This is a genomic window from Coprobacter sp., from assembly GCF_982436375.1.
In genome coordinates, this window is the sequence record NZ_CEWDCG010000026.1 from 1 (window position 1) to 21,399 (window position 21,399).

At 39.0% G+C, this 21,399-nt stretch carries 20 protein-coding genes; 16 read left to right on the forward strand and 4 right to left on the reverse strand.

Going from position 1 to position 21,399, the window contains the following annotated elements; translation table 11 throughout:
• From AC1WHX_RS02805 to xpt, 8 genes are all read left to right on the forward strand, one after another.
• Window positions 1-452: sensor histidine kinase (locus tag AC1WHX_RS02805; protein ID WP_481228844.1), on the forward strand; the 452-nt coding region annotated here is incomplete at its 5' end.
• 250 nt (window positions 453-702) lie between these two features.
• Window positions 703-1,056 (forward strand): hypothetical protein, encoded by a 354-nt coding sequence (locus AC1WHX_RS02810; protein ID WP_009317252.1) that lies wholly within the window; start codon window positions 703-705, stop codon window positions 1,054-1,056.
• Between the two features lie 99 nt (window positions 1,057-1,155).
• Window positions 1,156-3,864 carry a TonB-dependent receptor plug domain-containing protein gene (locus tag AC1WHX_RS02815; protein WP_302544950.1) on the forward strand — a complete coding sequence of 903 codons (2,709 nt, stop codon included), beginning with the start codon at window positions 1,156-1,158 and terminating at the stop codon, window positions 3,862-3,864.
• Between the two features lie 168 nt (window positions 3,865-4,032).
• Window positions 4,033-5,679: an AMP-binding protein gene (locus AC1WHX_RS02820; protein WP_122337096.1), complete on the forward strand. Its 1,647-nt coding sequence runs from the start codon at window positions 4,033-4,035 to the stop codon at window positions 5,677-5,679.
• Between the two features lie 37 nt (window positions 5,680-5,716).
• Entirely contained in the window at window positions 5,717-7,012 is a 1,296-nt protein-coding gene (locus tag AC1WHX_RS02825; protein ID WP_122337095.1) for a phenylacetate--CoA ligase family protein, read from the forward strand.
• Between the two features lie 14 nt (window positions 7,013-7,026).
• Window positions 7,027-7,452 carry an amino acid-binding protein gene (locus AC1WHX_RS02830; protein ID WP_009317256.1) on the forward strand — a complete coding sequence of 142 codons (426 nt, stop codon included), beginning with the start codon at window positions 7,027-7,029 and terminating at the stop codon, window positions 7,450-7,452.
• Window positions 7,453-7,468: 16 nt separating this feature from the next.
• Window positions 7,469-8,170 (forward strand): Mpv17/PMP22 family protein, encoded by a 702-nt coding sequence (locus tag AC1WHX_RS02835; RefSeq protein ID WP_009317257.1) that lies wholly within the window; start codon window positions 7,469-7,471, stop codon window positions 8,168-8,170.
• Window positions 8,170-8,736: a xanthine phosphoribosyltransferase gene (gene xpt, locus AC1WHX_RS02840; RefSeq protein ID WP_009317258.1), complete on the forward strand. Its 567-nt coding sequence runs from the start codon at window positions 8,170-8,172 to the stop codon at window positions 8,734-8,736. Before AC1WHX_RS02835 ends, xpt begins: the two co-directional genes overlap by 1 nt.
• 50 nt (window positions 8,737-8,786) lie before the next feature.
• Here the strand turns inward: xpt and AC1WHX_RS02845 are convergent, their stop codons facing one another.
• Genes AC1WHX_RS02845 through hypF form a run of 4 tightly spaced genes read right to left on the reverse strand, consistent with a single transcriptional unit; the run spans window position 8,787 to window position 12,793 of the window.
• A complete protein-coding gene (locus AC1WHX_RS02845) occupies window positions 8,787-9,392 on the reverse strand; it encodes a class I SAM-dependent methyltransferase (protein WP_009317259.1) in 606 nt (201 codons plus the stop codon).
• On the reverse strand, window positions 9,389-10,159 hold the full coding sequence (gene hypB, locus AC1WHX_RS02850) for a hydrogenase nickel incorporation protein HypB (protein WP_009317260.1): 771 nt from the start codon (window positions 10,157-10,159) through the stop codon (window positions 9,389-9,391). The genes AC1WHX_RS02845 and hypB overlap by 4 nt, the downstream gene beginning before the upstream one ends.
• 23 nt (window positions 10,160-10,182) lie before the next feature.
• Window positions 10,183-10,524, reverse strand: a complete 342-nt coding sequence (hypA, locus tag AC1WHX_RS02855) for a hydrogenase maturation nickel metallochaperone HypA (protein ID WP_009317261.1) — start codon at window positions 10,522-10,524, stop codon at window positions 10,183-10,185.
• A gap of 4 nt (window positions 10,525-10,528) precedes the next feature.
• Entirely contained in the window at window positions 10,529-12,793 is a 2,265-nt protein-coding gene (hypF, locus tag AC1WHX_RS02860; RefSeq protein ID WP_302544949.1) for a carbamoyltransferase HypF, read from the reverse strand.
• 110 nt (window positions 12,794-12,903) lie between these two features.
• Between hypF and AC1WHX_RS02865 the strand changes: the two genes are divergently transcribed.
• The 8 genes from AC1WHX_RS02865 to AC1WHX_RS02900 all read left to right on the forward strand — a co-directional run bounded on the left by AC1WHX_RS02865 (window position 12,904) and on the right by AC1WHX_RS02900 (window position 21,281).
• The gene (locus tag AC1WHX_RS02865; RefSeq protein WP_122303930.1) at window positions 12,904-13,167 is read left to right on the forward strand and encodes a HypC/HybG/HupF family hydrogenase formation chaperone; all 264 of its coding nucleotides are present in this window, start codon (window positions 12,904-12,906) and stop codon (window positions 13,165-13,167) included.
• Window positions 13,157-14,233: a hydrogenase formation protein HypD gene (gene hypD / locus AC1WHX_RS02870; RefSeq protein WP_009317264.1), complete on the forward strand. Its 1,077-nt coding sequence runs from the start codon at window positions 13,157-13,159 to the stop codon at window positions 14,231-14,233. Before AC1WHX_RS02865 ends, hypD begins: the two co-directional genes overlap by 11 nt.
• An 11-nt stretch (window positions 14,234-14,244) precedes the next feature.
• Window positions 14,245-15,285, forward strand: coding sequence for a hydrogenase expression/formation protein HypE (hypE, locus tag AC1WHX_RS02875; protein ID WP_122337094.1), 1,041 nt, complete (start codon window positions 14,245-14,247; stop codon window positions 15,283-15,285).
• 15 nt (window positions 15,286-15,300) lie between these two features.
• Window positions 15,301-16,485, forward strand: a complete 1,185-nt coding sequence (locus AC1WHX_RS02880) for a hydrogenase small subunit (protein ID WP_367657563.1) — start codon at window positions 15,301-15,303, stop codon at window positions 16,483-16,485.
• Window positions 16,486-16,497: 12 nt separating this feature from the next.
• A complete protein-coding gene (locus tag AC1WHX_RS02885) occupies window positions 16,498-18,216 on the forward strand; it encodes a nickel-dependent hydrogenase large subunit (protein ID WP_022602547.1) in 1,719 nt (572 codons plus the stop codon).
• 14 nt (window positions 18,217-18,230) lie between these two features.
• Window positions 18,231-19,022: a Ni/Fe-hydrogenase, b-type cytochrome subunit gene (gene cybH / locus AC1WHX_RS02890; RefSeq protein WP_122337092.1), complete on the forward strand. Its 792-nt coding sequence runs from the start codon at window positions 18,231-18,233 to the stop codon at window positions 19,020-19,022.
• Between the two features lie 155 nt (window positions 19,023-19,177).
• A complete protein-coding gene (locus AC1WHX_RS02895; RefSeq protein ID WP_009317269.1) occupies window positions 19,178-19,636 on the forward strand; it encodes a hydrogenase maturation protease in 459 nt (152 codons plus the stop codon).
• A gap of 394 nt (window positions 19,637-20,030) precedes the next feature.
• Window positions 20,031-21,281 carry a multidrug effflux MFS transporter gene (locus tag AC1WHX_RS02900; RefSeq protein WP_009317270.1) on the forward strand — a complete coding sequence of 417 codons (1,251 nt, stop codon included), beginning with the start codon at window positions 20,031-20,033 and terminating at the stop codon, window positions 21,279-21,281.
• Window positions 21,282-21,399: the final 118 nt, after the last annotated feature.

The window sequence follows — 21,399 nt, forward strand, 5'->3', positions numbered from 1 at the left end:
AACCTATATCGATAAATAAAATTATCGAAGAGGTTATTGCCGATACTTCTACTTCATTGGAAAACAAGAAAATGGAATTGGATATTTCACTACCCGAAAATATGACACTGAATGGGAATCATTCTCTCCTATATTCTATTTTCAGAAATCTCACGGATAATGCCATTGCCTATGCCGGTACTGAAACAACGATTTCAATCCACTGTTATTTGCAAGATGACAACTATTATTATTTTTCTTTCTCAGATAACGGAATCGGGGTTTCGGAAGAACATCTGAACCGCCTATTCGAACGTTTTTACAGAGTAGATAAAGGCCGTTCCCGCAAATTGGGAGGTACCGGTCTCGGACTGGCAATCGTAAAAAATGCTGTATTATTTCATAAAGGTGAAATTTTGGCAAAAAATCAGATCAACGGAGGACTCGAATTTCTTTTCACACTGAAAAAATAAACCTACCGACAATATAGAACCTGTCATATTTATACGACAGGTTCTAACAATCTATCAAAAAATCAAAGAAACAAAGATTTACACACATCTTTTGATCTGTCCCATATTTTCCTTATTGGGCATTCTTATGTTTTTATCCCCCGACTATTATATAAGTTATATGATTTTCTAATACAGTTCCCATTTAATTTATAGAAATATTTTTTATTCTATACTTTAATCTTATTTTTGTAACATAACATATACATTTATGACACAGACTGAAATTTATTTGAACGATCTACAATCTCCCATACTTGAAACATTCAAACCTATATTCAAGAGTATCGAGAAATTTTATGCCACATGTTATCTGATTATTAAAAACGAACATGTCTTGTCTCAAGAACAACCCGAATTATGGGAGGAGAAAATAAAAACCGTACAATGGTTTAAAGACAAAATAGAGAGAAAGTTGAACGATAACAATCTGAATGGAAAAGACATTGTCGCCGATATAGCCAGTGACTATTTCGAAGATTATGTACATTATAAAGAACGCGATTTTAAGATGACTAACGAAGAGTTCATATCTTACATAAAACAAATTCAAAGTTTACCCTAAAAGATATTATCGATTAAACTTCCCGATCATTCGGAAGTCTAACAAGATAACCCCCAACAGAACAAACCTATTTCCAATAACCCTATATAGAAAAACTCCATGAACACATATTTATACAGACTTAAAACATCTGTTGTTTTATGTTTATTAATAGGATTAGGCCCTAGTATATATAGCCAAAATAAAGACAAATCAGAAACATTTTCTCAAGAAGACAAATTAACCTCATATTTCGATATAATCAGCCGCATTCCTCAAGAAAAGTTATATCTACAATTGGATAAGCCTTATTACGGTGCAGGAGAAAGCATTTGGTTCAAAGGTTACCTTGTCAATGCCATTACTCATATCGACAATACTCGCAGCAACTTTATTACGGTAGAACTGATAGACCGCAACGACTCTATCATTCAACGAAAAAAGGTAAAACGACAAGAACACGGGTTTCAGAACAATTTCGTTTTACCTGCCGAAATGCCTGCCGGTGATTATTACATAAGGGCATACAGTAATTGGATGGTAAATGCTGATCCCGAATACATGTATCTCAGGGATATTAAAATAGGAAATGCCATAGACGTGAGCATCCTCTCCTCTATCGAATATCAGAAAACAGATGACGGATATCTTGCTAAAATCAAATTTTTTAACAATACAAATGGGGTATTCAGCAAAACAAAGATAAAGTATACGGTCTTTGACAACGAACTAAAAAAGCCGATAAAAGGAACTTCGGTAACAAACGAAGAAGGATATATATACATCTCTTTGCCGGAATTTAAAACTCCCGATATACAACGTCGCATCGATGTCCGATTTGACGATAAGCAATATACTTATGACAGAACGTTTTTCATTCCTAATTTTTCAAAAGATTTTCATGTCGATTTTTTACCCGAAGGTGGAGAATTATTAAATACGACAAACCAGATCGTAGCATTCAAAGCTTTAGGCAGCGACGGTTTCTCTAAGGAAATAACCGGTGTAATACTAAATCAAGCCGGTGATACTATCTCTATATTCGGCAGTGAGTACAGAGGAATGGGAGCTGTCAGTATTTCTCCTCAAGCCGGAGATAAATTTCATGCTATCGTCACATCGAGCGACAATGTTACGAAACGATTCGAACTCCCCGAAGTAAAAAACGACAGGATAAAATTAGCAGCGGTTCACTACAAAGGTTACATACGTTATCAAGTACAAAAAAGTGAAAACACGGTTTTGCCCGATACACTGTATTTATTGGCTCATACACGCGGAGAATTAAGAGTATTGACCCGTATTACTGAACAAAATAGCATAGGAAAAATAAGTGACAAAACTCTGAAAAACGGAATTACTCACCTCATGCTGTTAAACAGCAAGGGGATACCTATCAGCGAACGACTTGTTTTCATCAAACATCCATCTACGGATCAATGGGAGATAATTACGGATAAAAAAGAATATGGAAAAAGAGAAAAAGTAAAACTGAACATTGCAGTAACGAATAGTATCGACGGGATGCCTTTACCGGGAGAATATTCAATCAGCATAACCGACAACAATCTTGTAAAAAACGACTCTCTGGCCGACAATATATGTTCTAATATTCTTTTAACCTCTGATCTAAAAGGATATATAGAAGCCCCCGGATTTTATTTCAAGGATAATTCCGGTAAAACCGAACGTTATTTAGATTTCGTAATGCTCACTCACGGATGGAAAAGATTCAAGGTAAAAGACATAAATAAACTCCCCGATATAAATGTTCAATATCCGGTAGAGCAGGGACTGTACATCAGCGGTACGGTAAAAGGACTGTTCGGGAAAAAGAACAAAGCCCCGATTATTGCACTTGCGCCAACACAAAATATACTGCAAATGACAGAGACCAACCCCGAAGGGAGATTCATGATAGATAATCTTTTATTCCCGGACAGCACTACATTTGTCATTCAAGCTCGAACTAAAAAGGGATTTGCTACAGTTGACATTACAATCGACTCGACGGCCATTCCGAAAACAGTACACAAAATACCTTTTTCCAACGACTCTGTTCAATATATGGATGATTATTTAGCAAACGTACGGGATAAATATTATAATGAAGGCGGCATGCGTGTTATCAATTTAAAGGAAATCGTCGTAAAAGGACATAAAATAAGTCAGGAAAATGAAAATAAAAGCATTTATTCGAGCGTAATGAATTATTCTATAGATAGTGAAGATATAGAACGCACTAATGCAAACTCTGTGTACGATTTACTTGGAACGATTCCCGGAGTGCAACGAAGCGGAAATCAAATACGCATACGGGGAAATAATCGTCCCCCTGTCGTTGTTGTCGATGATGTCATGTATGATGCTCCTGTAGACGAGATGGAACAAAATGAAAACTCATTCGGACCGATCGGAGGATCGATACTCGAATCGATAGTTGTGTCGGATATAGCATCCCTTGAAATCATGAAGGGAAGTAATGCTTCTATTTTCGGAAGCGCCGGAAGTGGAGGAGCAATCATTATCACTTTAAAAAAAGGTGCGGAAGTAAAAGGTGCTCCTTCTCCCGGATTAATAACAATCAAGCCATTAGGATATACCCAAGATGTACAATTTTATAACCCTAAATACGAAACTCCTGAAGAGAAACAAGAATCTACTCCGGATCTCAGAAGTACGATTTATTGGAATCCTTTTGTTACAATCGGAGCAGACGGTAAACAAGAAATAGAATTTTATACTTCGGATAATCCCGGATCATACCATATCGTTATCGAAGGAATAAGTGCCGACGGCAGAGTGTGCCGATATGTAAAAGATTTGTAATCTCGACCGTTCGATAAAAAATGCTGTATGAATTCATACAGCATTTTTTATCGAACGGCTTTTTCTACATCCTTTCTTTAAGATAAATCTGAAGAAAATAGCAAATTGTTTTCCAACCGAACTTTTTTTCGTAAGTTTGTAATTAGAATATTATTAAAAGCCATAAATATGCAACAAAGTTTTAATGCGTATATAGAAAACAGCATTCGTGAACACTGGGAACTGGTCGCTTTATCGGACTTTAAAGGTGTTTCATACCAATATAAAGATATTGCCCGCAAAATAGAAAAGCTACACATTTTGATTGAAGCCGCAGGAATACAAAAAGGCGATAAAATCGCAATATGTGGACGAAACTCGTCGCATTGGGCAGTCGCTTTTTTCGCCACATTGGCATACGGTGCAGTAGCCGTACCCATACTTCATGAGTTCAAAGCAGATAACGTTCACCATATTGTCAATCATTCTGACGCTAAACTTTTGTTTGTTGGAGACGTAGTATGGGAAAACTTGAACGAGTCGCAAATGCCTAACCTCAATGCGATCATTTTGATCAACGATTTTTCCGTACTTATATCTAAAAAGAAAAGCCTGACAGATGCACGGGAACATCTGAACGAATATTTCGGAAAGAAATTTCCGAATCGATTTACAAAAGACGATGTAAAATATTATGAAGACCAACCTGACGAGTTGGCTCTCATAAATTATACTTCCGGTTCTACAGGTTTTTCAAAAGGTGTAATGCTCTCTTATCGCAGCATTTGGTCGAACTTGAAATTTTGTTTGGAGAATCTCGATTTTTTGCGTGAAGGTGACGGGACAGTATCGATGCTTCCGATGGCACACATGTACGGTCTGGCCGTAGAATTGATGCATCCTTTTGCAAAAGGTTGCCATATTCATTTTTTGACCCGCATTCCCTCGCCTAAAATAATTATGGATGCTTTTGCCGAAGTAAAACCAAAACTAATCGTAGCGGTACCTCTAATTATTGAAAAAATCATTAAAACCAAAGTATTCCCGTTGCTGGACAAACCTTTGATGAAACTTATGTTGATGATCCCCGTTCTTGATACTCAACTTCTTTCAAAAATTAAAATGAAGCTCGAAGAAACGTTCGGAGGGAATTTGCATGAATTAATTATCGGCGGTGCCGCACTGAATAAAGAAGTGGAACAATTTCTGAAAAAAATCAATTTTCCGTTCACGGTAGGATATGGAATGACAGAATGCGGACCATTGATTTCATACGCGCCTTGGGAACAAAGCAGAGCCACATCTTGCGGTAAAATAGTAGATCGTATGCAAGCCCGAATCGACTCATCCGATCCGGAAAATATCGTAGGAGAACTGCATGTCAAAGGAGACAATGTTATGCTCGGGTATTATAAAAATAATGAAGCTACAGAAAATGCTTTCAAAGACGGATGGTTGAATACGGGAGATCTCGCCGTTATGGATAAGAATAATTTCATCTATCTCAAAGGCCGAAGCAAAAATATGATTTTAGGACCGTCGGGACAAAATATATATCCTGAAGAGATCGAAGGGAAATTGAACAATATGCCCTTTGTCAGCGAATCCATTGTCATTGAAAAAGAAGGAAAACTTATCGCTTTGGTTTATCCTGATTTCGAAAATGCCGGAAAAGAAAACATAACTCAGAAAAATATCGAAACTCAAATGGAGGAGAATCGAATCGCTCTGAATAAAGAGCTTCCGGCATACAGCCAGATAAGTCAAATCAACATCCATTATGAAGAGTTTGAAAAAACACCGAAACGCAGTATCAAAAGGTATTTATACCAATAAACATAACCGACACACATTTTTAAGTTAATTTCCAACTATGTACTATCAACCCGAAATCGAAACGATCAAACGTTCTGAATTACAGAAATTACAGGTCGAAAGGTTGAAAAGAAGCATCGACATTGCGCTTCATTCACCTTTTTATGCTAAAATTTTAAGAGAAAAAGGGATTACATCCGATTCTATATCGACCATAGAAGACATTAGAAAACTACCTTTCACAACAAAAGCCGATTTAAGGGAATATTATCCTTTCGGACTGGTTGCTACAGATATGAAAAATGTCGTACGATTGCACTCTTCAAGTGGGACGACCGGTAATCCGACTGTTATATGTCATTCACAACATGATCTCGACCAATGGGCTAACCGAGTAGCCCGTTGCATGTATATGGTAGGCATACGGAACACCGATGTATTTCAAAATACATCAGGATACGGTATGTTTACCGGCGGACTCGGATTTCAATACGGAGCAGAACGTTTAGGAGCTCTGACAGTTCCTGCAGCAGCGGGAAATAGTCTGCGGCAAGTAAAATTCATTACCGATTTCGGAACGACAGCCATTCATGCCATACCCAGCTATGCAACCCGTCTGGCCGAAGTCTTGTTCGAATGCGGTATCGATCCTCGAAAAGACACGAAATTAAAAACATTAATTATCGGTGCCGAACCCCATACTGAGGAACAGAGAAAACGAATAGAAGAATTATTAGGAGTGAAAGCATATAACAGTTTCGGAATGTCCGAAATGAGCGGTCCGGGTGTAGCTTTCGAATGTACTTATCAAAACGGTCTGCATCTGTGGGAAGACTGTTTCCTCATGGAAATCATCGATCCTGAAACTTTAGAACCCGTACCTGACGGTGAAATCGGAGAACTGGTACTCACGACTCTCGACCGGGATGCTATGCCGTTACTGAGATACAGAACCCGGGATTTGACCCGGATTATTCCAGGAGAATGTCCCTGCGGACGAACTCACCGAAGAATAGACCGGCTGAAAGGACGTAGTGACGACATGTTTATCGTAAAAGGTGTGAATATCTTCCCGATGCAAATCGAAAAGATTCTTTTACAATTTAAAGAACTCGGGACAAATTACCTGATTACGATCGAAACAATCGGCAATAATGACGAACTTATGATAGACGTCGAGCTCGGAGAGCTATTTACCGACGATTACAGCCAATTACAACGGCTTACAAAAGAAATTACCCATAGATTGAAAGACGAAATACTGTTGACGCCTAAAGTAAAATTAGTCGATAGAGGAAGTCTTCCGCAGTCAGATGGTAAAGCTGTGCGAGTAAAAGATTTACGCAAAAAATAAATAAAACAAAAGATATGATCATACAACAACTTTCGGTTTTTCTCGAAAATAAATCGGGACGGCTTAACGAAATTCTCGACATTTTAGGTAAAGCTAATATCCGTATTATTGCTGCCACAGTAGCCGACACTTCGGAATACGGGATATTGCGATTGATAACTTCTGATACAGCCCATGCCATAAAACTGCTCAAAGAGGCTAACGTCAGCGCAAATACAAGTGATGTAATCGCTCTTACGTGCGATTCTATGGCCGGAACATTCGCTAAAGAGTTGAAATATTTTGCAAAGGAATCGATCAGTATCGAATATATGTACTGTTTTTCAAAACAAACCAATGCATTTCTTATTATACGCACAAGCAACCAGCATGCAGCATTGGAGACAATAAAGAAATATGGGCTACATAGTATTACCGAAAAGGAACTGATCGAGCTATAATCTTATCGGGAATAAAATGAAAACGAAAGACCTATTATTCGGAGGGATTATAATACTCTGTTTCTTGCCTTTTTTCATTTCGGAATCTTTTTATAACGGATATACGGAATATAATGGATCTCATCCGTATATCATGGCATTTTTTAAATTCGCCATTCTCGCAACATTAGGCGAAGTCATCGGACTAAGAATTAAAAAGGGAATATATAACGAACCCGGATTCGGAATTCTTCCTCGAGCCATCATTTGGGGATTTTTGGGAATGTGGATTGCTGTCGCAATGAAAACGTTTTCTTCAGGAGTCCCCTATTTACTCCAAAGTTTCGGAATAGAAGGCGTCCCCGATGCTATGAAGCAGAGTTTGTCAATGGAAAAAGTATTCGGTGCGTTTTTTATCAGCGTCATGATGAATACGACATTCGGGCCTGTATTTATGACCCTACATAAAATAACCGATACTCAAATATTACAATACGGAGGTAAATTAACAGCATTGATAAAACCTCTTCCCATGGGAAAAATTCTTTCGTCTCTAAACTGGAATGTTCAATGGGGATTCGTGTTTAAGAAAACGATTCCGTTTTTTTGGATTCCGGCTCATACCATAACATTTTTATTACCCGGGCAATATCAAGTTTTATTTGCAGCACTTTTAGGCGTCGCTTTAGGAATTATTCTGTCGATAGCCGCTGTTATGTCAAGAAAAAACAACAACTAATGGAAATATTAAAGAAACGAATATTAGAGGACGGGGCTTGTTACGAAGGGGGTATCCTCAAAGTCGATAGTTTTATCAATCATCAAATGGATCCTATGCTAATGAAACTTATTGCCGAAGAGTTTGCCCGACGATTTGCAAACGACCGAATCAGCAAGATACTGACTATCGAGGCCAGCGGTATAGCACCTGCAATCATGACCGGTTACACAATGCAATTGCCCGTTGTTTTTGCAAAGAAAAAAGAACCGAAAACTATGCGTCATGCCTTAAGCACAATAGTACATTCTTTCACAAAAGACCGGGAATATCCGGTAAGCATAAGTGCAGAATATTTAAAACCTGGAGACCGAATATTATGCATCGACGATTTCCTCGCATACGGAAATGCAGCTTTCGGATTAATCGACCTGATCCGTCAATCAGGTGCGACATTGGTAGGAATGGGATTTATTATCGAAAAAACATTTCAACACGGAGGAGATCAATTGAGAGAAATGGGTATTCACGTAGAATCGCTCGCTCGTATAAAAAGTTTGGAGAACTGCCAGATAATTATAGAATAACAATAAAATAGGGAATAACTAATTCTGATTATTCCCTATTTTATAAGTCTCTATCCGGTTTTTACCTTCGAGGTAATAACCAGATAATAAAAATCACTATTCTCGACAGCTTCCAAAACACGCAAACCGACTTGTTCTAATTTTCGTTTTTGGGTCTGTACGTCAGTCAACATATCCTCCGAAACCCGATCATCCCGCATCCGGTGCATCCGATTCAACTCTTGTCGGCTCTGAGAATGAGCAATAAGCAATACTCCATCCGGTTTTAAATTATGAGAAACCAATCGAGAAACAGTCTCTTCTCTAAATTCTAAATGAGGAAATACAGAATAAAGCAATATTTGATGATAGCGTCCCGGAATATCATCTGATTCTGCATCTGCAACCTGAAAAGAAAGATGAGAATCATCTCCATATTTACGTGAAGCTACCGCTATCATTCCCGGAGACATATCAATTGCCCGAATATCTCCCTCATGATTCAACTCCCGGATATAAGGAATCAAAACACCAGTTCCAGTCCCCACATCCAAGACAGAATCTCCTGATTGTATAGAAACACGGCTTAACAAATAACGGAGTTTCATTTTGTCGTGACAACAGATAGCATCCCACCGTTCACTCAACTGATCAAAGAAACCGGCTTTAACCTTCATCCGTTTATTTTTTTTACTTGATCACATAAAAAATCACACCATCGATCAATACCCGTTCCGATAGTTGCAGACAGTTCAAAAAATATAAGATTCGAATTTATTTTTAATGCATTATCTCGAATACGCTCTATCTTACTGTCGACATAAGGTAAAAGATCGATTTTATTGATAACGCAAATATCTGCACTGTCGAACATATAGGGGTACTTTAACGGTTTATCATCTCCTTCGGTAACACTTATCAATACGACTCGTTTATTCTCGCCTAAATCAAAAAGTGCAGGACAGACTAAATTACCGACATTCTCAATAAACAGTAAAGAGTTACCTTGCAAGTTCATTTTTTTCACCGCATGATGAATCATAGCTGCATCAAGATGACATCCGTTCTGGGTATTGATCTGTGTACAAGGTACTTCTAAGGCACGTATTCGATCTGCATCATTATCGGTCTGCTGGTCTCCTTCAATTACAGCAATCGGTAATCTCGATTTCAGATTAAAAAGAGTCTTCTCCAATAAGGTTGTCTTTCCCGAACCCGGAGAACTGACCATGTTAAGTACAAATACCGATTTAGCCTCAAAATATCCTCTATTCCGAGCAGCTATCAAATTATTTTCCGAAAGAATATTCTGTTCAACCAGATGTTCTCTACTATTACGATTTTCAGAATGATGTCGTCCATGTTCATGAGCTATACCCAAAGCATGCATTTCTTCATGAGTTATCCCGTCTATAAGATGATCACAACCACAAGTCTCACACATAATATATGTTATTAGTTTACAATTTACTCTATCAACAGAGATTTAAGTCTAAGTTCCCGTCCTCGCAAAAATTCTATCTCATGAGAATAGCAACGAGGACACGGATCAAACATAGACACAGGAGAGAAACGTGTCTTACAATCTCGACAAACTGCCAATGATCTTATTTCGACAATACGAACTTTAGCTCCTTCCAATATAGTATTCTGCATAGCGATACTCATAGAAAATTCTAAAGCTTCGATATTGACACCGGCCATTTCTCCTATTTCCAACTCTAGCTCACTCACTCGAGTTGCATTGCTTTTTTCAGCCTCTTTTATCGCTAAATTAATAATGCTCAAAGCGATAGATAATTCATGCATAATTTTATCCTCTTTTTTTTAAAGCAGCAATATAGAGCTGTCCAACAGCAATTGCTCCATCATTACAAGGTATTCTCGATGACAAATAGTAGGATATCTTTCTGTTCGCCAACTGTTTTATTAACAAATTCGTAAGCCTTTTGTTCTGAAAAACACCGCCGGAAAGTACGACAGTCGTCAATCTCTCAGTTTTTACTTTTTGAATAATAATATTTAATAACATGGCAGATAAAGTATTATGGAATACCGATGCTATCTCCGAAACAGGTACAGATAATCTGTAATCCTTCAAAATTCCATCAAAAAGAGACCGAAGATCAAGCGGATTATCAGAATTTATCGGATAACAACGGGATATACCATTCTCAGCTATTTGTTCCAACAGTGCTGCAGCTTCAGCTTGATAAGTATTTTCATCACAAATTCCCAAAAGCGAAGCTACGGCATCAAACAAACGTCCGGTACTCGATGTCAGAGGAGTATTGACACCTTTTTCTATAAGCATCTCAATCTGCCGTATATGAGATTCGCCCAATCGTTCGATGAACGTCTCCGGATAATCGGCCTTACTACCATATATGCTTTTCAAATAAGAAACAGCCATTCTCCACGGTGATTTCGCTGCCGCATCTCCTCCGGGTAACGGTACATAAGGCAAATGAGCGATTCTTCTATATTCCGACTGATTACAACGAAAGATCTCCCCACCCCAGATGCAACCATCATCTCCATACCCTGTCCCATCCAAACAAACAGCTATAACATCCTCAGTCAAACCGTATTCTGCCATTACTGCCGCAGCATGAGCATGATGATGCTGCACGCGTAACAGCGGAATCTGAAAACGTTGTGCCAATTGCAACGCCAACTGTGTAGAGAAGTAATCGGGATGTGCATCACAAACCAAATATCGAGGAGTGAATCGAAATAAAAGACAGAATTTATCCAAAGCCTCCCGATAAAAAAGATACGTTTCCCGATTCTTTAAATCTCCTATATATTGGCTCAAAATAATCTCCTTATCTTTTCCTAAAGCAAACATAGATACTCGCTCTGCCCCCAAAGCCAAAATACCCTCAGTATCAAACTTTAAAGATAACGGTTCTGGAGTAAAACCTCTTGAACGCCGAATTATTCGAGGCTGTTCCCCTACTACTTGAACAATAGAATCATCTACCCGATTGGATATATCTCTATTGTGTTCTACAAATAAATCTACTTCTCTAAGTAAATCGGATAAAGCTGCATCATTATCTGTCAGTATAGGATTATCCCCTCGATTACCGCTTGTCATCACCAATGCTTTCAATTCGGACGAAGCAAATAAATGATAATGTACAGGCAAATAGGGCAACATAGCACCTACAGTTTTATATCCGTCATTAATTCCTGTACCGATTTTTTGTTTTTCTTCCAGTAAAACAATCGGACGACGCCAAGAAGAAACGATCTCTTTTTCCAAAGGCAAAATATTCAGATAATGACTTAAAGTCGGAACATCCGGAAACATTACTGCAAACGGCTTTTTATATCTTTTTTTAATTTCCCGTAAACGACAAATAGCTTTTTCATTTTCTGCATTGCAAATTAAATTGAAACCTCCAAGACCCTTCAACGCAACAACTCCGCCTTGTCGCAAAACCGCCGCCATACGAGAGAGTATCTCTTCATAATCAACAGTTTCATAACCATTCTTCATAAACAAATGATAATGTGGCCCGCAATGGTTACAAGCAATAGGCTGTGCATGAAAACGGCGATCCCGAACATCGGTATATTCAGCTTCGCATTCCGGACACATCCGGAATACCGACATTGTAGTTCCCGGTCGATCATAAGGAAGCGCATTTATTATTGAAAAGCGCGGTCCACAATGGGTACAATTGATAAACGGATACCGAATACGATGCGGCTGTGAAATTAAATCTTGCAAACACTCATCACACACGGCAATATCCGGGCTTATACGAGTAATATGATTATCAACCTCCCGACTGGGAGCAATAAAAAAATCGGGTAAAGGCTTTGATACGGGTTTTTCAAGAACTGTAACAGTCTCGATCTCTGCCACATCCGGCTTATGAGTCGTTAACCCCTTGACAAAATCATCTTTTTGAGAAGGTGTCGCTTGTATCATTACGAACACTCCATCGTTACGATTATCGACATAACCGTGCAAGTGCATATCAGTGGCAAGACGGTACACAAAAGGACGAAATCCTACTCCCTGAACCAAGCCTTTAATGTGTATATTATACTGACTAATCATTCTTTAATATTTGATTGTGAATAAACAAAAACATATTAAAATTTGTTCATAAGGAAATTCTCAAAACTAACCCGAGTAAAATTTAAACAGTCTCTAAAACTTCAAAATATATGTGTTTAGCAATTCCCGGTAAAATAATCTCTGTAGAAGTCCCTGAAGACGGAGGATTGAAAACCGCTGTCGTAGATTTCGGAGGAATACTCAAAAATATTTGTATCGAATGGGTAGAAGCTACTCCAGGAGAATATATTCTTGCTCATGCAGGAGTCGCACTGACAACAATCGATATTAAAGAGGCGGAAGAAACTTTAAAAGATTTCGAGATCATAGCCTGTCATAATGAATCTATAAATCCGAAAGACCATGTTCAATGAATTCAGAAATCCCCAAAAAGCAAAAATATTATTAGAGGCCATACATAAGATAACCCGTCACTCATGGCATATTATGGAAATATGCGGAGGGCAAACTCATGCTCTTGCCCGCTATCGCATAGAACCGCTACTGCCTAAAGAAATAAAACTGATACACGGCCCGGGATGTCCTGTTTGCGTCACTCCGGTTTCCATTATCGACACTGCAATACAACTGGCATTAAAAAATAATGTTATCTTTACTTCATTCGGGGATATGCTCAGAGTTCCGGGCTCTCGGCACGACTTACTCGAAATCAAATCTCGAGGAGCGGATATACGGATCGTATATTCTCCTTTAGATGCGTTACGCATAGCTTCGGAAAATCCGGGACATGAAATTGTCTTTTTCGGAATAGGATTCGAAACAACAGCTCCGATACATGCTCTTACTATTCTCGAAGCTTATAGAAAAAAAATCAGGAATTTTTCGGTATTGACATCCCTATTTACTGTACCTCAAGCCATAACAACTATCGCCCAAGACAAAGAATGTACTCTAAACGGTATTCTTGCCGCCGGTCATGTATGCGCCATTACCGGAACATCCGAATATGAAAAACTGGCAAAACATTTGAAACTATCTATCGCTGTTACCGGATTCGAACCCCTCGACTTACTATTAGGAATATACACCTGCATTGATCTATTAGAAAACCGAGAATATACCGTAAAAAACGCGTATAGACGAATAGTAGCCTATGATGGAAATCCTAAAGCACGACAAGAAATCGATGAAGTTTTCGAGATTTGTAACCGAAAATGGAGAGGTATAGGAGAGATCGAAAAAAGCGGTTATCAAATACGCAGCAAATATGAACAATACGATGCCTTAAAACGTTTTAATATAAAAACCGATAATAAAAAAGAGGCGTCATCATGTCAGGCCGGAGATATTATGAAAGGTAAAATAACACCTATGCAATGTAAGCAGTTCGGCATTTACTGTACTCCCGAACATCCGCTCGGTGCTCCTATGGTCTCCTCAGAAGGTGCATGCGCAGCCTATTATCGTTATAACATTTAATCAAAAAAATAATGAAATCGGCACAATGTCCCATCCCTAAACAACGATATGATCGAGTATTGCTCGGTCACGGAAGTGGCGGTACACTCACTCAGTCCCTGATCGACGAAATATTTTATCCGGCATTCAGCAATCCGTTTCTTCAACAACAACATGATGGAACAGTATTACCGCTAATGTCTCAGCATATTGCTTTTACGACCGATTCTTTTGTTGTTTCTCCATTATTCTTTCCCGGAGGAAACATTGGTGACCTTGCTGTAAACGGGACAGTAAACGACCTTTTATGCTGTGGTGCAACTCCGCTTTATTTGTCTGCGGGTTTTATACTGGAAGAAGGTCTTCCTTTGGAAGATCTGAAAAAAATTGTAAAGACAATGGCCAAGGCAGCAGAAAAAGCCGGAATCACGATTGTCACAGGAGATACCAAAGTGGTAGAAAAAGGTAAATGTGACGGAGTTTTCATCAACACGAGCGGTATCGGATCTATACAGAAAAATCTCCGAATATCTCCTAAAAATGTGACCGAAGGAGATATTGTCATAGTCACAGGTCCTATCGGAGAGCACGGTGTCTGCATTTTATCAACTCGTGAAAATCTCGGATTCGAATCTAAAATAAAAAGTGATACTGTCGCACTGCGTAGCATGGTAATGAATCTGCTCTCAGGTATTCCCAACATCCACATGTTACGAGATGCGACACGAGGGGGAATCGCCTCTACACTAAACGAAATTGCCGATACGGCACAAGTCAGTATAGCTCTCAACGAATCAAAGATTCCCATCGAAGAGCCTGTACTATCTGCATGTGAATTACTCGGATTAGATCCGCTTTATGTTGCTAACGAAGGCGTATTGCTGGTTATTCTCCCCCCGGAAGAGGCCGAAAGCGCTCTACAAATCATAAAAAACGATCCGAACGGAAGTAAAGCTGAAATTATAGGTGAGGTAGTAAAAGGTACACCCGGAGAAGTATATTTAAATACGACTCTCGGATCTTCACGGATCATCGGCAGACTATCGGGGGAGCAGTTACCCAGAATATGTTGAAGATTAAATAAGTATATGGATATGGAAGCAAAAAATTTTTATCAGGAACTCATGGATAAAGGATATTCGCGCCGGGACTTTCTCAAATTCTGCGGAATGATGGGTGCTATGCTCGGACTACAAAGTTCAGGAGTAGCACAAGTCGTAGATGCCCTGCAAAGCAAACCGAGAAAACCCGTTTTGTGGTATCACTTCCAAGAATGTACCTGTTGTAGCGAATCATTCTTGCGTTCATCCCATCCTCTGGTAGGCCAAATTCTATTAGAAATGATTTCTCTCGATTATTCCGACACCTTAATGGCTGCAGCCGGAGAACAGGCCGAAGAAGTTCGTCACCAGGCCATGAAAGATAATTACGGACATTATATCATGATCGTAGAAGGTTCAATTCCTTTAGGAAGTCCCGGATATTGTACCATAGCAGGACGTGATGCCAAATCGATATTCGATGAAGGCGCTGCAGGAGCTGAGGCTATTATAGCATGGGGAAATTGTGCATCTTCAGGGTGTATTCAACACGCCTATCCCAATCCGACTAAAACAGAACCTGTTCATAAAATATATTCGGGAAAGCCCATTATCAATGTCCAGGGATGTCCGCCTATTGCAGATGTTATGGCAGGCGTCATTACTTATATCTTGACATTCGACAAACTTCCCGAGTTGGATAATATGGGACGTCCGTCTGTATTTTACGGACGACGAATACATGACACTTGTTACCGCCGACCAGCCTATGATGCAGGATTATTCGTTCAATCGTTCGATGATGAAAACGCCAAAAAAGGTTATTGTCTCTACTATATGGGCTGCAAAGGACCCAATACATTCAACTCTTGTGCTGTAATCAAATGGAACAACAGCATCAGTTACCCGATCCAGTCGGGACACGGTTGCATCGGTTGTGCCGAACCTAATTTCTGGGATTACGGCCCATTATATAGTCACATACCTTATGTTCACGGTATAGGAATAGAAGCAACAGCCGACAAGATAGGAGCTGGATTAAGTGCCGTAGCTTTAGGCGGAGTTCTGGCACATGCAGTAGTTACCAATATACAAAAACACAAGTTGATCAAAAATCAAATGGATGATCTGAGTATAAATGAAGAGGATTTCGACAAGACAGAATCGCATCTGAAAAATGAAAAAGAGAAAATAGAACAAAAAATAAAAACAGAAGAAACAGATAAACTGTAGTAAGACATAGCTATGAGTACACGAGTTGTTGTTGATCCGATTACCAGAATCGAGGGTCATTTAAGGATAGAAGCAGATATTGAGAACGGTATCATCAAAGATGCCTTTTCCACCGGTACAATGGTACGCGGCATTGAAATTATTGCACAAAACCGTGATCCGAGAGAAGTCTGGGCTTATGTAGGACGTGTATGCGGAGTATGTACGTCTATACATTCTCTGGCTTCGGTCAGGGCTGTAGAGAATGCGCTGGGAATCATTATTCCGCCGAATGCGGAACGTGTACGAAGTCTCATGCAAATAGCACTTACAGAACAAGATCATGTAGTTCATTTCTATCAATTACAGGCTTTGGACTGGGTAGATGTAGTTTCAGCGCTCAAAGCAGATCCCAAAAAAACATCTGCTATTGCTCAAAGCATCTCGGCATGGCCGAAAAGTTCGATAGGTTATTTTACGGACATACAGAAGAAAATCAAAAAATTTGTTGAATCCAGCAAACTCGGAATCTTTGCAAACGGATACTGGGGACATCCGGCGTACAAATTGCCTCCGGAGGTTAATCTGTTGGGTGTAGCCCACTATCTGGAAGCTCTGGAAGTACAAAAAGACATAGTAAAAGTACAAACTATTTTCGGAGGTAAAAATCCTCATCCCAATTATTTAGTCGGGGGAATGGCGTGTGCGGTCAATATCAACGATCCCAATGCCATTAATCTGGAACGCCTCAGTTATGTAGCCGAAATTATTCAAACAACTCAAAATTTCGTCCGACAAGTTTACTTGCCCGATGTACTTGCTATTGCATCCTACTATCCCGAATGGACAAAAATAGGAGGTGGATTGCGAAATTACATTTCATACGGGGACTATCCCACGGGAAATTATGGGGAACTAAGTACTTACAAAAGTCCGAGAGGAATCATCATAAACCGAGATCTACACCATATCGAAGATTTCGATCCTTATGCAATGGATGGGCTTCAGGAATATGTAAATAATTCATGGTACAGTTACAGTGAAGGTAAAGAAGTCGGGCTGCACCCTTCTATCGGAGAAACGAATTTGGATTATACCGGTCCTACCCCACCCTACCAATATCTGGACAATTCTCAACCTTATAGTTGGATAAAGACTCCACGTTATAAGAACCGACCTATGGAAACCGGACCTTTGGCTCGAATGATTGTCGGTTATGCTTCCGGTCGAGACGATTATAAAGATTTGACAGATCGCTGTTTAAAGCAACTAAATGTTCCCTTTGAAGCTATGTATTCAACTATCGGACGGACTCTGGCCCGTGCTATGGAATCGAATCTATTGGCTGACTGGATGCAGGATTTCTATATTCAATTGTTGCAAAATATAAAATCGGGAGATTATCGAATGTTCAACAATATATATTGGGAACCTTCTACTTGGCCTCAAAAAGCTCAAGGAATCGGACTGGCAGAAGCCCCTCGCGGATCGTTAGCACATTATGTCAATATAGAAAATAAACAAATAAAAAACTATCAGATGGTAGTCCCGACAACATGGAACGCCTCTCCAAGAGATACAAAGGGACAACGCTCCTCTTTTGAAGAATCATTATTGGGAACTCCCGTACATGATACTTCAGCTCCATTGGAAATCATACGTACCATTCATTCTTTTGACCCGTGTATGGCTTGTGCCGTACATCTATATGACGAAGAAGGAAAACATATACACCAGTTCGACACTCTATAATAAACCAAATAGTCATGATCAGTAAAAAAGCTCATCTAAGAGAAGTATATGTATGGCAGTTACCCGTCAGAATTTTTCATTGGGTAAACGCATTCGCCATTACAATATTATGTATTACCGGCTACATTATAGGAGATCCTCCAGCGATAATGCACGGGACAGCACCAGAATTTAATTACTGGTTCGGATGGGTACGGCTGACACATTTCATAGCCGCATTTATTTTTATAATCAACTTTTTGGTACGCATTTACTGGTTCTTCGCCGGAAATACATTTTCCAGGTGGCCTAATTACATACCTTTGACTAAAAAACAATGGAGAGGAATCTTCGAAACGACCAAAGTGGATGTTCTGTTACTATCTCCCAAACCGGTTTACGATATCGGGCACAACAGCCTCGCCGCGTTTACTTATTTCGGACTATTTCTCATAATGATCGTACAGTCTGTTACCGGACTGGCAATGTTCTATGTAGACTCCGACAGTATTTTAGCTCCGTTTTTCGGCAAACTGTTAATCATTATGGGAGGATTTTATCCGGTAAGGGACATACATCATATTCTCATGTGGGCGTTTATCCTATTCGCCATTGTTCATATTTATCTGGTATTTTACCACGATTATATAGAACGGAACGGCATTGCATCATCGATCATCGGCGGCTGGAAATTTATAGACGAACGTCTCGTGAAAGAATATGAAGACGAACAAAGAACAAAATACAAGATCGTTCTTAAAAAAAGAGAAAGAAAAATTATTGAAGAAGGAAATCGAAATAAAAGAAAAATCCAGACAGGCTCTTAGATAAAAAACAAGAAACTGTTTAAGAGCCCAAATTTTTATGGGAATATTTTTTTAATACGATCTTTCTCTGTTGCAATATGAAGATTTTCAAATGACTGAAAATCATACTTGCTACATCTCAAATAATATAAACAGATTCTAACAAAATCCGAAAAATGAAAGATATACTTATTCTGGGCGTAGGAAATCTGGTTTTAAAAGATGAAGGTATAGGTATTCATGTTATAAACCGATTAGAAAAAGAAGAATTACCGCTGGGGGTCGATTTGTTGGACGGAGGCACAGGCGGTATCTTCTTAATCGGTACTTTACAACAGTATAAACACCTGATATTAATAGATGCGACTCTCGATAGCCGTCCGGCAGGTACTATCCGCCACTTAAAGCCTAAATATTCTCATGACTATCCTCTTTTGCTAAGCGCTCATGAAATAGGCCTGAAAGAAATGATCGATGCCATGATTTTACAAGAGCAAATTCCCGAAATCGATTTATTAGCAATATCGGTTCAAGAAGTCAGAGAAATAGGAATGCAATTATCTCCGAAAGTCGAAGATGCAATTCCTGCAATTATCAATAAAATTCATGAATTAATCAAACAAATAAAATCATGAAATGATCTGCCATGGAAAAACAGGAAGAAGCTAAATGCATCGTAAATTTTACTATCCACCAAACTGCATTCAACTATTTTCAGATTGATCATAATATAGCCATCCGCATTCATATCAAACGATATCGAATAACTTGTATCCGTAAAAGGTGTTCGTACAAAATAAATATACCCTGCAAGAAATAGACCGGTTCTGAGATCTCAATATCTTCAAGCCGAAAGATCGATTCTTCCGGCTTTTATCCCCCTCTAATAACCTTTTGTACAGAAAAACAAGTTAAAGCCACATCTTGTTATTTCTGACAAAAAAAGGTTAACACAAGTAACATATTCTCCTCACAGACAAAACATTCTTGGTAATTTTGCAATGGTTTTTAATTAATAGGAGATAATATATGAAAGAGAATAATTCTAAAGCATTTTTATTGATTTTGTTAGGAGCTCTTACAGCCTTCGGTCCTTTGGTAACCGATATGTATTTACCGAGCCTTCCGACTATGACAGGATATTTCGATACAAATTCGTCAATGGTACAACTCGGACTCACATCAAGTATGATCGGGTTAGCGATCGGGCAGATTTTTTTCGGCCCGTTAAGCGATAAATACGGACGACGACCGCTATTGCTTATTTCCATGTTACTTTTTATCGTTTCAACCGTATTCTGTATTTTCTCACCGAACATAGAAAGCTTCATTGCTTTCCGCTTATTGCAAGGTATAGCAGGATCAGGAGGTATTGTCATTTCCCGGTCAGTAGCTACCGATAAATTTTCGGGACAAGATCTGGCAAAAGCCATGGCTATCATCGGAGCTATTAACGGTATAGCTCCGGTTGCTTCTCCGGTATTAGGCGGATTTCTAACTGATTCTATCGGCTGGAAAGGTATTTTTATAATACTGTTGATCATCGGTATTATTCTTCTGATAGGAAATTTTCGTTTTAAAGAATCTCTACCTAAATCGAACAGAAAACAGGAGAATATCAAAGGATTATTATGGGGATTCGGGAAAATACTACATAATCGTCGTTATGTTTTCTATGTGCTCCAAATGGGATTCGCCATGGGGGTATTATTCGCCAACATATCTTCATCTCCTTTTATCATGCAACAACACTACGGTTTCTCAGCCTTTACATTCAGTCTGTTTTTTGGAATAAACGCATTATCCATCGGAATAGCAGCAGCATTATCTATAAAATTTAAAAGTCCCGAACATGCCATTTTCTTTGGTTGTATAGGAATGGTCATTTTCTCGGTAATCGAATTTATCGCTCTTAGCAATAATTGTTCTTTCATTATTTATGAAACGCTGTTATTCTTCTTACTCTTTACTATGGGACTTACCTTTACAGCTTCTACGACTTTGGCAATGGACAGTGAGCGACAAAATTCAGGGACAGCCTCTGCACTATTTGGAGCTACAGGGTTTGCGTTCGGCGGTATCGTGTCCCCTCTTGTCAGCATAGGAGATATTCTCCCGACCACAGGACTAATATTTCTTTTGTGTTCTTCATGTTCTTTAGGATGTGCGATAATAGCCCTGAGACAAACACATCCTCACTTATGGATAAACGTCAAAAGAAAACTAAAGCCGACAGTCCAGTTCATATCTGCCTCTAACTCTAAAGGGAAAAAGGAGTAAGTTAAATGCTAACCATTATAAAACAAAATAGGTCAATTCTATGATAGAATCGACCTATTTTGTTTAGTTGCGGGAGCCAGACTCGAACTGACGACCTTTGGGTTATGAGCCCAACGAG